This window comes from Frankia umida (assembly GCF_023242945.1).
Classification (GTDB): Bacteria; Actinomycetota; Actinomycetes; order Frankiales; family Frankiaceae; genus Frankia; species Frankia umida.
Genome location: NZ_JALKFT010000010.1, coordinates 190551 through 204447 on the forward strand (window position 1 = coordinate 190551; position 13897 = coordinate 204447).

Consider the following 13897-nt stretch of genomic DNA (forward strand, 5'->3'; position numbering starts at 1 on the left):
TCAGATCACCCGCCGCGGCCGGTCGATATAGCGGAGAGTCGGCAGGCCATCAGCGTTGATGTCACGCACAGGAGTTCTGCCGGCGGCCTTCTGTTCGTCGGCTGCTGCCAGCGTCTCGACAATGTACGCGACCGTGTCCTGCGACAGCGGCGCGGCGGATCGGTATGTGTCCGCCAGGCCGGTCAGAAACCGGCCTGGTGAGACGTGCTCCGGCACGTCGGCCAGGTAGGTATCTACTTCGGGTGGGGTGGCGAGGAAGCATCCGCCTCCCGCGTAGGTAAAGGCGTAGTCGGCGAAGGCGTCGAGGCGTTCGTCATCGGGGTGTATCCCGCGCTCTACCCGAGTGGCGAGCCTGAGCAGTTTCTCGGCGTGGGCGGCGGTGAGTGGCCCGGACTGGTTTTGCTGCCAGGCTGGCTCGCTGAGGGCTACCGCGGCGTTCCGCAGACCGTCCGCGATCGTGGATGGAGTGGTGAAAGGCATCGGGGGGACCGGCTTTCGCGCGCGCCAAAGGGGATTGGCGTGCGCGCCGGTGGTTTCACCGCAGGCGGCCTGGCGACAGCTACGCAGTCGGAGCCAGGTCTGATTTTACTCGTGATCGGCAGTATTCTCCGCGACGCGCCGGATAACGGCCTGAACTGTTGATGCCCGCCACTCAGTGCCACCCCGGGCGGTCGGGATGCCTTCAGCGGTCAGATTTCGGGCGATGGCGGTGAGACCTGCGCCGGCCGCATAGTCAGCGGCGATCCGGAACACCACTTCGCCGGGAATCCGAAAGACTGTTCCAAGCTGGACACCGGCGGCCTTCCGGATGGCGAGGGCGTCGCGGGTGCGCTGGCCGATGAGGCGCCGCTCATATTGGGCGATGACGGCGACGATCTGCGCGAACATCTCCCCGGCGGGGGTGGTGAGGTCCGCCCCGATGTCGAGAACGTTCAACGCCCAGCGGCTACGTTGGGCGCGGTCGAGCAGGGTCGCGAAGTCCAGGGTGCTGCGACTGATGCGGTCGACCTTCGCGGCGATGAGGACGTCGGCCTGGCGGGCGTCGAGCAGGCCGAGGGCGCGGGTCATCCCGGGCCGGTCGAGGGTCTTGCCCGAGGCGACATCCTCGATCACCTCGACCAGTGTCCAGCCGCGGCGGGCGCACTCGGCTTCGACGACAGCGCGCTGGGCGGCGAGGCCGGCGCCGCTGTCGCCCTGTTCATCCGTCGATACCCGCATGTAGCCGATTGCTCGCAGGATGCCACTTTGGTCCATCTTCATAGATCGACTTTACGTCAGACGACCGTCTAACGTAAACGATCTATGTTACGCAGCGTTAGACACACTCTCTGGTGATTCACCGTCACCGATCGCTTCGAGCGTGAGAGTGGCACCGATCATCCGATCCGCCATTCCCGACGGCGCGGACAGCTCACCCGCGCCGATCGCCTCGACCATCCGCCGCAGCATCCCCGCCGCCGCCGCCAGATCAGCCGCGGCACCGTCCACGGCAGCCTCGCCGCTCATCGTCGTTCCCCCCGGAACTCCCGGAGGACATCCGACCAGGCCCGCGCGGACGCTGCGGCCAGGAACGGGGCCGGCGGAACACCATCGGCGGCGAGTACCGCGGCGAACGCGGCCAGCGCTTCAGCGAACACCTCGGATCGCAGGACGGCGACCGCAGGGACCGGACGTGACGTTTCACCAGCACGCAGAGCCCGGAACCGTTCGGCGGCGAACGCAGCCCGGTCGGACAGCTCCGCCCGATCGGGACCACCCGACACCGCGTCGACGGCGGCCTCGATCGCGGCCAGCTCGGCGAGCGCGGAGGCCGTCGCCCTCCGGGCAGCGCCCAGGACGGCAGGGCTGGCACCGTCCTGGGCGAGCATGACGAACCGGGATTCGGCGAGTAACGCCCGGCGGCGGGCGACCGCCAGGCCGCCGGTAACCGCCCGGTTCATGCCGCACCACCGATCGCCGGACGAACCTGCCCGGCGGCGAGCCGGGTGAGGACACGGCCGATCGCTTCCACCACCGCGGGGTCGTCAACGTTGTGGCCCAGTTCGCGGGCGACATCCTCGACGACGTCCAACACCTGATCGGCGTAGGCGACCTGCAAACTCTCCATTTCCACCTCGACGCCCCCTGCGATCGCATGCCGCGCCGCCGAGACGAGATGTTCGCGCTCGCGTAGGAACAGCAGGACCAGCGGATCCGGGGTGGGGTTCATCCCGCCGTGGTCGATGAGAACCGGACTGCCACCTTCGTCCACCACTCGGTTCAGTTCGTCGGCGATCAGCTGCACCATCCCGTTGGACCGGGCGACCTCGTCGGCCAACGCGACGGACGGCCGGACATGCACCGGCTCACCGAACCGGAGGAACCGATCGCTCGTGTCCTGCCGGGCCGCGGCGAGGCGGCCGGTCGGGGTGTTCCCGCCGTGCCGCCGGCAGGTTCCGCTACCCGGGTGTGGCGTCCCCCATCCGGATTCGGACTGGCATCGAGCGGGAGTACCGCCCCGGCGGACGCGACTGTTGCAGCGGCCCGGGGTGGGCGGCGGCAGGTCACTGTCGTCTCTGGCCATTACTTCTCCATTCCGCTACTCACAGTGATAATCGTCATGACGTGGGCGTCAACAGCCCGCTTTCGTCACGCTCGGTGGCTACCGGCGGGGTGGGAGCCTGCGCGGGGCCGGCACCACCCGGCGGGTAGCCGTAGCCGATCCGGCGGACGGGATGGCCGTGCGCCTGGCGGACGTCGCGACGGCGGGCCGGCCGCTGGTCTTCCTCGCGGTGGCTGCCGCCGGTTTCGCCGTTCCCGTCCCGCTGGTCTTCCGATCGTCCCCGGCGGCGGTGGCCCTCGGCTTCGGACGGGGGGCGCTGGGGGCGGCCGGGTTGAATGCCGCGCTCGCGGTGACTGCGGCGGCGACCCGGGCGCGGGCAGATGCGACACGGGCCCTGCGGTGGGCGGCGAGGCGTCCGCGGAGCTTAGTGGCCTGTTCCTTCCGCCGGTCGACGTTGAGGGCGGAAAGTTCGCCGCGGACTCCAGCCACCTCTGTGGTCAGTGCGGCGGTCTGCGCGGATTCCGTGAACGCTCGGGTGAACCCCTGGGAAAGATCGTCGGTGGTGATGGGGCGGGCTGGCTGGTGAGGGCTGGTCATCGGGATTCCTCGGGGTCGTCGTGGAGGGCGAGCATGCTGAGCAACTCGGCCTTCTCGCGTGGATCAACAACTAGGCGGGTGATCGTCTGCCGTGCGCGGGCGATCGTGTCCGCGGAGAGCGGCGGCGGCTGGACATAGTCAGGCGTGATCGGTTCGGCCATCAGAAGGCCAGCTCTCCGGTTTCGACCTGTGTGGCCATCTCCCGAAGCCGGGCGGCGACGGCCGTCGGGTCGGTGGTGCCGTCGACCGCGAACCGGATGGCGGGTGGGGCGCTGGGGGCGCTGGCCAGTGCACTGGCGGCGATGGGGATACGCCGGCCGGCGGCCAGGACCGTGGCGTCCTCGGCGATGCGGAAGGCGGCGAGGTCGCGGCCCAGGGTGACGGCGACGTAGCTGGCCAGGACGATGTGCCGGGCGCGGACGACCTCGCCGAGGAGGTCTCCGCTGATGTCGCGGGCGGCGTTTTCGTGTTCGTCGCCGACAGCGTCGAACAGTGCGTCGATGGTGGTCGTGGTGCTGCTGTGCCAGCTGTCGATGGCGCGGAGCATGTTCGACGCGGCCCAGCTGGGGTTGACGCTGCCGGCGGCGGTCGGCTCGCTGGTGAGGGTGGGCCCATCGGGACGGATGATCGCTTCGCGGTGCGGGCGGACGGCCCCATCGTGCCGGGTGAGGATTTCCTCGACGCGGCGGCGGATGCGGGCGGGGAGGGGGTCGAGGCGGCTGTCGGTGCTGGTCATGGGGTTCCGTTCGTTGTCGTCGGCGTAGTGGGGTCGGGCTGCGGCTGGTACTCGACCGGCGGTGCCCGGCTGTTCTGTTCGGCGGCCCGTCCGAGGCGCTGGAGCTTGATCCGGTGGCGCTGGGCATTGCCGTACGCACGGGCTGTCCGCCGGGCGGCGAAGTGGGCGCGGCGAGCCTCGGCGTGTTGCTGGGCGGCGCGGATCCGGCCGGTGACGTTGGCGGTGGTCTGCTCTGCGAGGGCAGCCCGATCCGCATCGGTGATCGTCACGAGTTCATGTCCACGAAGCGGGAGAAGTGGCCTTGGAAGGCGACGGTGATAGTGCCCTTGGGCCCGTTCCGGTTCTTCTCAATGATCAGGTCTGCTTCTCCGGCACGGGCAGAGTTCTCGTCGTAGGCGTCCTCGCGATGAATCATGATCACAATGTCGGCGTCTTGCTCTATCGCACCCGAGTCGCGCAGGTCCGACAGCTGCGGACGCTTGTTGGCTCGCTGCTCAACCGCACGGTTGAGCTGAGACAACGCGACCACCGGAACACCGAGTTCGCCGGCGAGGAGCTTCAACGATCGGGAGATCGCCGCGACTTCCTGCTGTCGGTTGTCCTCCGCCTTCGCTGTGATCAGGAGCTGCAAGTAGTCGATAATGATCAAGTCGAGGCCGTGGCGGCGCTGCATGCGTCGGGCACGGGTGCGGATCGCAGCGGCACCGAGGAGGGGGCTGGTGTCGATGTACAGGGGGGCATCGATGGTGTCGGCCATGGCTTGAGTCAGCCGGGCCCAGTCGTCGTCAGTGAGCTGTCCCGTCTGGATGTTCCGCAGCGAGACACGTGCCTCGGCGGCCCGGAGCTTCTGCCGCAGCTCCAAGTCGCCCATCTCCAACGAGACGAAGAGGGCGGGGCGGCGGGCTCGGAGCGCGGTGGCGCGGGCGACGTCCAAGGCCAGCGTGGTCTTCCCGACGGAGGGGCGAGCCGCGATGATGACGAGCTGTCCCGGCTGAAGTCCGTTGGTGACCTCGTCGAGGTCAGTGAAACCGGTGGGGACACCAGTCGGTGTCCCATCGCCCCGTTGGAGGGCTTCGAGGTCGTCGAGGAACGTTCGGCTGTCCGCGCCCAGGGGAACGGGGCCGTCGCTGATGTTGGAGCTGTTGAGGGCGGCGTGGAGGGTCTGGTCTGCCAGCTCTTGTGCATCGGCGGCGGTACCTGCGGCCTTCTGGCCGATCTGTGCGATGCGTCCGCCTGCTTCTAGGAGCCGGCGGAACACAGCCTTCTCGGCGACCAGGCGGGCGTAGTAGCCGCCGTTCGCGGCGGTGGGGACGGCGGCGATCAGGGTGTGGAGGTAGTCGGGGCCGCCGACGCGGTCGAGGTGGCCGCGTCGGTTGAGGTCAGCGGCGACGGTGAGCGCGTCGGCGGGTTCGCCTTTGCTGTCGAGTCGGATCACCGTCTCGAAGATCGTCGCGTGTGCTGGACGGTAGAAGTCGGCGGGCTGGATGATCTCGCTGATGTCGCCGCGGGCGTCGCGGCTCATGAGCATCGCGCCGAGGGCGGCTTGTTCCGCATGCAGGTCGTGCGGCGGGAGGGCGGTGGAGTTCTCGTTGGTCACGCGGTTCTCCTGATGTGGTCGGGGCGGCAGGCCGGGCAGGGGGTGCCGTCGGCGGTGCCGGTGTCGGTGCGGAAGCGGGGGTTGGTGCGGGCGGCGGGGTTGCCACCGCCGCAGTGGCCGCACCAGGGCGGGATGGCCTGACCGGTCGGGCTGAGGGTCTTCCGCCAGTCAGCGACCAACGCGGGCATGTCGCCGCGATCGGCGACGGTGCGCCACCAGCCGGCGCCGCGCGGCTGGTGTTCCTCGGTGACCCATTCCTGGAAATCTTTGATCTCTCTCTCGTCGTCGAGGCCAGCGGCGCGGATCAACTGATCGATCGAACGGGGCTGCTTCGAGAGTGAGGAGACCTGAGGGGAGATAGAGGAGAAGGGGTCATGGGGACGATGACCCAAACCGGGGGTTTGCGTCATGGGGACGATGACGCTTTCGACTGTGGACGATGACCCTTTCGCCACGGAAGGGTCATCGTGGTCATGACCCTTTTCCCGGGATTGGGTCATGGGGACGATGACGCTTTCGGGCTTCGTGCACAGACCGCGGTGGCCGTCATGCGGCGGGTCGGGACACAGACAGACGATCCGGTAGATGGCGCTGCTCCCCCGGTGCCCGGCGACCTTCCGGCCGCCGCGCTCGGCGTGGACGATGACCCCGATCCGCAACAGGCCGGTGATCGAGTTCCGCCATGCAGCAGCGCTCTTGCCTCCCGCCCGGCGGCGGATGTAGTCGGCGTGAACACCGTCGGCACCGCCGTCCGGCCTCTTCGTCAGCCACGTCTCACGGGACTCGTCGTTGGCGTTTTCGGCGAGGACAAGGAGGTCGCGTAGCTCGCCGGCAGCGAGTCCTACGCGCGCTTTCGACCGAACTCGACCTTGACCGTCGATGATCTCCGGGACCTTGACCTCCCCGTGATGGTCGAGGATTTCGACGATCAACCGGATGCCCATCTACGCGGACTGCCGCTCATGGGCGGCGGTTGCCATGGGCCGTGAGCCGCCGCAGACCGCGTCGGCAAGCTGACGCGCGAGGACCTCCTTCTCCCACTCGTAGAACTCGCGTGGGGCGGTGGCGGCGATGTGTCTGCGCGCCCATGGCAGGCAGCGCCACGCGGCGAGGTCGACGACGTTCGTACGCTGCCTGTCCGGGGGGTGCTCAGGCCGCGTCGATGCGGCGGACGGTGTTACAGTCACGGTCACGGACCTCTTTGTCGGGGGTGCTGGTGGTGGCGGGAGTCGGGGTTGGGGCCCCGGCTCGCCGTACATGAACGGACGGCCTTGTCAGGCCGAGCGGTGCCGGTGTCGCGTCGAAGCCGAAGCCGCGGCGAAGCTCGCCGATCTGGGCGGGTGAGAGCGGCGGCGCTTCAGCCGCTACTTCCCGAGCAAGGGCACGGAGTTCGTCGCGGGTCCACTCGCGGTTCACGCGGGCACTCGGCGGTCGGCTTCCGCCCGCTCACATTCCTTGATCCACGCCTCGATGGTCGACAGGCGGTATCGGACGGCTCGACCCATCTTGATCCCCGTCGGGCCGTACTGGCGGTGCCGCCACTGCCGGATGGTCCCCTCCGGGATCCGGGTCAACTCGGCGAATTCGGCGGTGGTGAGGTATCGGTCCGCCGATCTTGCTCCGTTCATAGGCACTCCAACTCTGGGACGCTGGTGATTACGATCTCTACCCGCGTTCACCCGAGGTTGTCAAGCGCCCCAGTGTTGTGGTGCTGTACGGTACGTTCAGTTCGTGGGTGATCTCGACGCTGGGATGGGTCGACCGTTGAGGGAAGTCGTAGGCGAGCAGATCCGCCGCATACGGGAACAGGCGAACGTCCGACAGGACGACGTCTCGCGGCATGCGCGCCGCTACGGCCTGGCCTGGAGCCGAGCGAAGATTGGAGCGCTGGAGGGCGGCGGAAAGGCCCTCTCGCTCGAAGAACTCGTGCTCCTGCCGCTCGTCCTGAGCGATGCGCTCGGTGACGCCCGCGAGAGTCCCGTTCAGCTCACCGAGCTGATCCCGTCAGACTCCCTGATCTCGCTGACGCCCGATGTCTCGATAGCTGGACGTGGTCTTCTCGGTGTCCTTGGCGGTTCGGACGGCCCCATCCCGATTCGGTTCCGGCACCTACCGACGATGCACGCTGTGCAGTCCGCCACAGACACGCGGCTGATCATCGATCTCAAGCCGTCAGAGGCCGAGGCGAAGGTAGCCCGAAGGCTCGGCGTACCGGCCATGCTGGTTGCGGAGACAGCGCTCCGGCTGTGGGGCTGCTCATTGACCGAGGAGCGCGACCGGACGGTGGAGGCCCGCGGCGATGCGGGGTCCGACCCGGTTCGCCTGCGTGCTCTGCGTGCTCGCACTACTCGGAGGCTGGCCGATCGGCTGGCGGAACAGATCAGGCTAGACAGCGCCGACGCCAGGCCAACTGATCTTGATGGACCTGGGGTTGAAGCCGGGGCCGCGGCCGACCGGCATGATCCGGATGTGCATTCCAGCTCCGACGAGTAGAGCATGGCGGGATGACACTTCGTCGAGTCCCCGCCATGTGGCTTCGGGGTCGGCGATCATGTTTCGCATCAGGTCGGGTCCGACTTCGGGGATGGATCGTCGGGCCGCTTCCTCGGCGCGTTCGAGCTTCGGGCGGATCCCGCTGGTGATCCGGGCGAGCTGCTCGCGGGTGATCACCCCGTCGGCGTAGTCGTCGGCTGCTGCGGCGAGCCGGACACGAAGTTCGTCGGCTTCGGCGCGGGCGTCGTGGGCGCTGTTGTCGTGGCGGGCGAACACGGCGGCGGCATCAGGGCGGAGCATGCGCTCGATGAATACAAGCTCTGCGTAGTCGTCAACCTTGGCCTGGTTCCGGCCGACACAGCCGGCCGCCCCGCACTGGTACAGGACATGCTTCCCTACCTTGCCAACCCGGAGCTGTGAGCCGCAGACCCCGCAGGCTGCAAGCCCCGAATTGTAGGTGAGAAGGTGCCGGCGGGCACCGGATCGGCTAGTCACCCTGGCTGGATCACCCAGCAGAGCCACGACCATCGCATGTTTCCCCGCGTCGACGATCGCTGGTGCGGCGGCCTCGCCGATCGGCTCCCGCTTGTACATCCGAACCCCGACGTTCATCGGCCGCAGGGCGATTTTCCGGACGCTGCTGCTGCCCCATGTTCCGCCGGTCGGCCCCGGCTCGCCTCGTTCGTTCAACATCCGGGTGATGGCGTCGAGGGACACCCGGGCTAGGAGCTGGTCGACCACCCACCGGACCACGTCGGCCTGGTGCGTGTCCTCGACGTCGTTGAACCCGAGCGTCCGGCCCTGACTGTCGGTGATGTACTCCCGGTTCCAGCCGTAGGCAACCCGACCGTTGGCCCGTCCCTCCAACGCCCGCGCGTAGGCCGCGTCCGCGACACGCTCGCCCTTGATTTCGCTCTCCATGCTGTCCTGCTCGCCGAGCATCGAGGCGAAGCCCCGGCCGGTCGCGGTGCTCAGGTCGAACGATTGGCCGCGGACGGCAACGAGCCTCCCTTGAACTGCCCGAAGCACCTCGATGCCCTCGGCGCGTTCCCGGCGGTTCCTCCACAACCGGGACGTCTGATACACGATCACCGTGTTGACCTTGCCGTCGGCGATGGCTTGCATCAGCGCCGCGTAGCCGGGGCGGAACGCGCCGGTCAGTGCGGAGATGTCGTTGTCCCGAAAGATCATGTTTTCGGGGACGGTCCACCCGTGGCGTGCCGCATGCTCCAGGGCGAGTTCCACCTGCCGGTTGACGCCCTGTTCCAGCCCTAGCCGATCTTGGCTAATGCGGACGTAGATCGCTGGCAGCACAGGCAGTTCGGTGTCGCGGGGAAACATCACCTTCCTATTGTCCCCTACTGCCCCTCAGCATTCCCCGGCGGTCCTGGTAACACCTTCGGCGATGCCGCGGCCTTCGTCACCCTCATGGACGACCTGGAGGCCAAGGTCTTCGGGCCGCTCCCGGACACCACCTGGATCTATCCCGGCCACGGGTTCGATTCGACGATCGGCGCGGAGCGCCCCCACCTCGCGGAGTGGCGCACCCGCGGCTGGTGAGGACACCGCCGCTCCCCCGGCCGCAGGGTCGAGCCCGGCAGACTGCTCTCATACCCAACGCTGTTGATCTTGAGACCGACCATCCGCAGGTGACCGTGGTCCACGACGGCCGGCCGGTGCAGGTCGATGTGGGCATGGCCGGTCTGCTGTCCGCCCTGTGGGCCGCGGGTGTGGGCACGGTCTACTCGTGCCAGGGTGAGCCCGGCCGTCCGGGCGCGGAGAACCTGGCCTACCTCGCGTTTCCCACGGTCGCGGACCGAATCCGATTCGCCGCACGGCTACCGACAGATCTTCCGGGCTGGGAATGGGTGATCGAACACGAGGTGGCCGGGGGACGTGATTCGGTGCACTTCCCCCCGGCCGACCTGTCCTGGCTGGTAGAGCTGTTCGGACGTGGCGAAGGCGACCTCGGCCCAGGGCGTCGCCAGCGGTCCCGTCGTCCGTCGTAGCACGCCTGCGCAGCGCGGCGACCAGCCGTCTCCAGACCCGGCGAACAAGCCCCGGACGACGGGGGGCGGCGACAGGCTCGGCGGGGACCGGCAGCGGCGACGTGGTCAGGGGCGGACCAGCCCCCATGACCGGCAGCTCAGACGTGATGCGCCTACGGTGCCCGCCGATCCGCACGGTGCCGAGCCAGGAGGCGAGGCGGGCCAGGTCTGGCCGGGCCCGTCCGCTCAGCCGCGCGGCGTCCGGCGCAGGAGCGCCTCAAGGTCCGGACCGGCGCCTCGGATCGGGTCGGTCACCCGTGCCGGAGCGGGTATCGCCGGAATGGATCGAGGCGGCGGCGTGACCACCGCGGGCACGGGGCTGATCGCGGCTTCCAACCCGGCCTCGTCGGGCTGGTGGTGGGGGCGCGGGAGCTGACCGAGGCGCAGCCGGGTCGCCGCCGGGATCGCCTGCCAGCGGGACGCGACGGCGGGTTCCCAGGATGGCCGGGCCAGGCCACCCAGCAGGCCGACCAGCATACGGGCCGCGCGGCGGGCGTCGTGCGGCCGGCCGGTGGCGATCTTGCGCGCGGTGAGCAGGCCCAGCTGCGCGGCGTGCACGGCGGGCCAGCTGCGACCGATCGTGACGCGGTGGCGGCGGGCGTACACGGCCGCGGCGCGACCGAGTTCGGTGTGCAGCATCGGTGAGCGTCCGACGGTCTCGCCGCCGACATGCACCACCGGCCATTCGTCGTCGGCCCAGGCGATCCGACCGCCGCTGGCATACAGCCGGGCGAACAGATCGGTTTCCTCGTAGTACATCCAGAAGGACGGATCAAATCCGCCGAGCTCGAGGAAGGTCTGCGTCCGGATCGCGAAGAACGCCCCGACCGGATAGCGCAGATGCGGCCAGCGGGCGACGGCCGCGACCTCGCCACGAACGGCGGTGACCGCGTTGGTCCGTGGCGTCGGGAGCACCGCCCGCGAACGTCCCGGCGGGCCGTCGGGGGTGTCGAGAAACGGAAAGCCCACCGCGTCGACCGACGGTGGATACCAGGCCAGCAGTTCGGGCAGCACGGCTGCGGTCCGGGCCGGTATCGTCACATCGCTGTTGACCACCAGCACCCATTCGGGCGCGCCGTCCCCAGCCGAGCCGGTCGGCCGCGCACCCAGGCCCTCCCCGGCTTCCAGCCTCTCCCCCGCCCCCGCGGCCTCCGCGAGGACGTGGCGGACGGCGATGTTGACAGCGGTGCCGTAACCGACGTTGCCCTGCCCCTCCACGATGCGCACGCCGTCCGGAACCGCGGTCTGGTCGAGTGGACCGTTCTCCACCAGGACGACTCGGCCACCCTTGATGGAGAGCAGACTCGTGAGCAGTTCGTACAGATGGGACGAGCCGCCGTGGGACACGACAACCGAGCACAGACTGTGCATCATCCGCCTTCATAGAAAGAAAAAGTGCCGGGGCACTGATCGCCACCAGAATAGCGACGCTCTGGAGATGTTCCATGCTGCGCGCACGGCGAGTCGCGCCCGATTCTGCGCCATGCCTGAAAAAGGCGGATTAAAGCCGCAGCAGCCGCCTGGACAAAATCCGGTTCAGATTGGACTTGGCAGACCACTAAATACCAGTGAACGGCCCACCGAAAGCAACTTCGAAACCGGCGACAGCGGCCAGTCTCCCACCACGGTCGGACGCGCGAGGCACATCCACGGACTCCGCACGGACAAGAATCACACACGTCACGGTACTCCCCGGCGCGCCGCCGCTCGCCCGACCAGGCGGGACCGCCTCGCCGCACGCGTCGAGCCCGCCGTCCGCCGTCCGTCCATCGTCGATCCGTCGGGTCGACCGGGACGGGGCGAGGAGATCGCAGGAGTCCTGCCGTTTCGCCACCACCCAGGACACCATCCTGTCAACGTAAGAACATGCCGCACCCAGATCGACTGACCGCGATCGTCGAGGAGTTGCGCCGGGCCGGACCCGCCGGGCGCACCGCAGCCAGCCTGGCAGCCCGGCTGGATGTGAGTGTTCGCACCATTCGGCGAGACCTGTTGGACCTGCAGAAGGCGGGCGTCTCGGTAGGCGGGGTGTCCGGACCGGGCGGGGGTTATGTGCTCGCCCAGCATGCGACGGTGCCTCCTGTCACCTTCACCCAGGGTCAGGCGGGTGCCGCCGCCGTGGCGCTGGCCGTCGGCGGCGGGCCGTTCACCCGCGACGGCGCGATGGCGTTGGAGAAGCTGCTCGACAGCCTGCCACCGGCACAACAGCAGCAGGTCGCCGAGCGGGCAGCCGGCCCGGCCGCCGGTTCACCGGTACTGATGCGCACCCCGCTGGCCGTCACGGTCGAGGAGGCGCTGCGCACCGGACAGGTCCTCCTCATCGACTACCAGGATGCCGCCGGCAGCCGGACCGTGGGCCGGCCGATCGAGCCGGCCCTGGTGGCGCTGACCGGCGGCCAGTGGTATCTGCTGGCCTGGTGCCTCGAGCGGCGGGGACCGCGCTGGTTTCGCTGGGACCGCATCTCCCGGGCGGTGAACACCGGCCGTCCGGTCCAGGAACGCGACCCGTTCACCTACTTCACCGCGCCACCGCCGAGCGTCCGACGGCCACGACCGCCGCAGCCCGGCAACAGTGCCGGCGCCGGCCAGGGTGAGCCGCCGGCCGGCACCGTGGAATCGATCAGAGCGGTCAGCCGAGACGGTTCGGCCAGCCCGGCCAGCTCGGTCGCGCCGACCTGACCGGGCAGGGCCCATCACCCGCGAGCCCTGCCCGGGACGGCGGTGCCTACCCGACCCGCCCCGCCTGCTGGCCATGATCCGCGTCGGCGCCGCGCTCCTCGGCCGCCCGCGCGCCGGCGTCAGGATCGGCCGCGTCGAGGTCGGCGGTGTCCCTGGTACCGACCTCGGGATGGGCCTCGTCCGGGTCGGCGTCCCGCGCCGGGGGCTCGGTGCGCAGAGACCACACCACCGAAGCCGTCAGAACGACGGCGATGAAGCCGAGGGACAGCGCGATCGGCATGTGCCACACGTCCGTGAGCAGCATCTTGATACCGATGAAGGCGAGGATCACGGCCAGCCCCGTCGCCAGCTTGTGGAAGCGTTCCATCAGGCCGGACAGCAGGAAGAACAGCGATCGCAGGCCCAGGATGGCCAGCGCGTTGGCGGTGTAGACGAGAAAGATCTGGTCGGTGACGCCCAGCGCCGCCGGGACCGAGTCGAACGCGAACAGGACGTCGGCGGTCTCGACCACCACGAGGACGGCGAGCAGCGGAGTGGCGACCAGCCGGCCCGCGCGGCGCAGCACGAAGCGCTGGCCGTGGTACTCGTCGGAGACGGGCATGATCCGCCGCAGCAGACGGGTCGCCCGGCTGTTACCGGGGTCCATGTCCACGCCGTCGTCACGCACCATCCGGACCGCGGTGTAGATCAGGAAGGCGCCGAAGAGATAGATGACGAAGCTGAACTGCTCGAGGACCGCGATGCCGGCCGCGATGAACAGAAATCTCAGTACCAGCGCGCCGAGCACTCCGTAGAACAGCACCCGGTGCTGGTAGGCGCGGGGCACCTTGAAATACGAGAAGATCAACGCGAAGACGAACAGGTTGTCGACGGAAAGGCTCTTCTCGAGCAGGTAGGCAGCGGTGTACTCACCAGCCGCGCCCGGGCCATAACAGGCCCAGATCACCCCGGCGAAACCGAGGCCCAGGGACACCCACAGCACGCTCCACCAAGCGGCTTCCTTGAAGGCGATGACATGGGCACGACGGTGTGCCAGCAGGTCGATGGCAAGCAGAGCGAGCAGACCACCCATGAAGGCAAGCCAGGCCCATAGCGGGACGTGCACGGATGTGTCTCCAGTTCCGGAAAAAGTGCCCCTATGTCCTTCGTCAAGCCGGTGAGGGGGTCGGGGCCTGGTAGAAGGTCCCATCGCGAAGCATCGCGTA

At 68.9% G+C, this 13897-nt stretch carries 18 protein-coding genes and 1 pseudogene; 4 read left to right on the top strand and 15 right to left on the bottom strand.

Going from position 1 to position 13897, the window contains the following annotated elements:
* The 12 genes from MXD59_RS12705 to MXD59_RS12760 all read right to left on the bottom strand — a co-directional run bounded on the left by MXD59_RS12705 (position 1) and on the right by MXD59_RS12760 (position 7100).
* Complete coding sequence (locus MXD59_RS12705) at positions 1–480, bottom strand: hypothetical protein (RefSeq protein ID WP_248824856.1); 480 nt, start codon at positions 478–480, stop codon at positions 1–3.
* Positions 481–585: 105 nt separating this feature from the next.
* On the bottom strand, positions 586–1260 hold the full coding sequence (locus MXD59_RS12710) for a recombinase family protein (protein WP_248824857.1): 675 nt from the start codon (positions 1258–1260) through the stop codon (positions 586–588).
* 45 nt (positions 1261–1305) lie between these two features.
* Positions 1306–1506: a hypothetical protein gene (locus tag MXD59_RS12715; protein WP_248824858.1), complete on the bottom strand. Its 201-nt coding sequence runs from the start codon at positions 1504–1506 to the stop codon at positions 1306–1308.
* Positions 1503–1940, bottom strand: coding sequence for a hypothetical protein (locus tag MXD59_RS12720; protein WP_248824859.1), 438 nt, complete (start codon positions 1938–1940; stop codon positions 1503–1505). The genes MXD59_RS12715 and MXD59_RS12720 overlap by 4 nt, the downstream gene beginning before the upstream one ends.
* Positions 1937–2341 (bottom strand): hypothetical protein, encoded by a 405-nt coding sequence (locus tag MXD59_RS12725; RefSeq protein ID WP_248824860.1) that lies wholly within the window; start codon positions 2339–2341, stop codon positions 1937–1939. The genes MXD59_RS12720 and MXD59_RS12725 overlap by 4 nt, the downstream gene beginning before the upstream one ends.
* 794 nt (positions 2342–3135) lie before the next feature.
* Positions 3136–3300, bottom strand: a complete 165-nt coding sequence (locus MXD59_RS12730) for a hypothetical protein (protein ID WP_163548363.1) — start codon at positions 3298–3300, stop codon at positions 3136–3138.
* Positions 3300–3875: a hypothetical protein gene (locus MXD59_RS12735; RefSeq protein WP_248824861.1), complete on the bottom strand. Its 576-nt coding sequence runs from the start codon at positions 3873–3875 to the stop codon at positions 3300–3302. Before MXD59_RS12735 ends, MXD59_RS12730 begins: the two co-directional genes overlap by 1 nt.
* On the bottom strand, positions 3872–4144 hold the full coding sequence (locus MXD59_RS12740; protein ID WP_248824862.1) for a hypothetical protein: 273 nt from the start codon (positions 4142–4144) through the stop codon (positions 3872–3874). Before MXD59_RS12740 ends, MXD59_RS12735 begins: the two co-directional genes overlap by 4 nt.
* Positions 4141–5472 (bottom strand): replicative DNA helicase, encoded by a 1332-nt coding sequence (gene dnaB / locus MXD59_RS12745; RefSeq protein WP_248824863.1) that lies wholly within the window; start codon positions 5470–5472, stop codon positions 4141–4143. The genes MXD59_RS12740 and dnaB overlap by 4 nt, the downstream gene beginning before the upstream one ends.
* Positions 5469–6416: a hypothetical protein gene (locus tag MXD59_RS12750; RefSeq protein ID WP_248824864.1), complete on the bottom strand. Its 948-nt coding sequence runs from the start codon at positions 6414–6416 to the stop codon at positions 5469–5471. The genes dnaB and MXD59_RS12750 overlap by 4 nt, the downstream gene beginning before the upstream one ends.
* Positions 6417–6665 (bottom strand): hypothetical protein, encoded by a 249-nt coding sequence (locus tag MXD59_RS12755; protein WP_248824865.1) that lies wholly within the window; start codon positions 6663–6665, stop codon positions 6417–6419.
* A gap of 219 nt (positions 6666–6884) precedes the next feature.
* Positions 6885–7100: a helix-turn-helix transcriptional regulator gene (locus MXD59_RS12760; protein WP_248824866.1), complete on the bottom strand. Its 216-nt coding sequence runs from the start codon at positions 7098–7100 to the stop codon at positions 6885–6887.
* A 103-nt stretch (positions 7101–7203) separates the two neighbouring features.
* Here MXD59_RS12760 and MXD59_RS12765 point away from each other — a divergent pair, with 103 nt between their 5' ends.
* Positions 7204–7965 carry a hypothetical protein gene (locus tag MXD59_RS12765; protein WP_248824867.1) on the top strand — a complete coding sequence of 254 codons (762 nt, stop codon included), beginning with the start codon at positions 7204–7206 and terminating at the stop codon, positions 7963–7965.
* Here MXD59_RS12765 and MXD59_RS12770 read toward each other — a convergent pair.
* Positions 7858–9306 (bottom strand): recombinase family protein, encoded by a 1449-nt coding sequence (locus tag MXD59_RS12770; RefSeq protein ID WP_248824868.1) that lies wholly within the window; start codon positions 9304–9306, stop codon positions 7858–7860. The genes MXD59_RS12765 and MXD59_RS12770 overlap by 108 nt on opposite strands.
* A 33-nt stretch (positions 9307–9339) precedes the next feature.
* On the opposite strand from MXD59_RS12770, the pseudogene MXD59_RS12775 reads away from it, so the two are divergent.
* Both MXD59_RS12775 and MXD59_RS12780 read left to right on the top strand, forming a co-directional pair.
* Positions 9340–9525 (top strand): annotated as a pseudogene (locus tag MXD59_RS12775) (MBL fold metallo-hydrolase); the annotation flags it as partial.
* A gap of 89 nt (positions 9526–9614) precedes the next feature.
* Positions 9615–9974, top strand: a complete 360-nt coding sequence (locus MXD59_RS12780; RefSeq protein WP_248824869.1) for a hypothetical protein — start codon at positions 9615–9617, stop codon at positions 9972–9974.
* Positions 9975–10199: 225 nt separating this feature from the next.
* Here the strand turns inward: MXD59_RS12780 and MXD59_RS12785 are convergent, their stop codons facing one another.
* On the bottom strand, positions 10200–11384 hold the full coding sequence (locus MXD59_RS12785; RefSeq protein ID WP_248824876.1) for a glycosyltransferase family 2 protein: 1185 nt from the start codon (positions 11382–11384) through the stop codon (positions 10200–10202).
* A 495-nt stretch (positions 11385–11879) separates the two neighbouring features.
* Between MXD59_RS12785 and MXD59_RS12790 the strand changes: the two genes are divergently transcribed.
* The gene (locus MXD59_RS12790; protein WP_248824870.1) at positions 11880–12692 is read left to right on the top strand and encodes a helix-turn-helix transcriptional regulator; all 813 of its coding nucleotides are present in this window, start codon (positions 11880–11882) and stop codon (positions 12690–12692) included.
* Positions 12693–12738: 46 nt separating this feature from the next.
* Here MXD59_RS12790 and MXD59_RS12795 read toward each other — a convergent pair whose 3' ends face one another.
* Positions 12739–13797, bottom strand: a complete 1059-nt coding sequence (locus MXD59_RS12795; protein WP_248824871.1) for a TerC family protein — start codon at positions 13795–13797, stop codon at positions 12739–12741.
* Positions 13798–13897 lie beyond the last annotated feature (100 nt).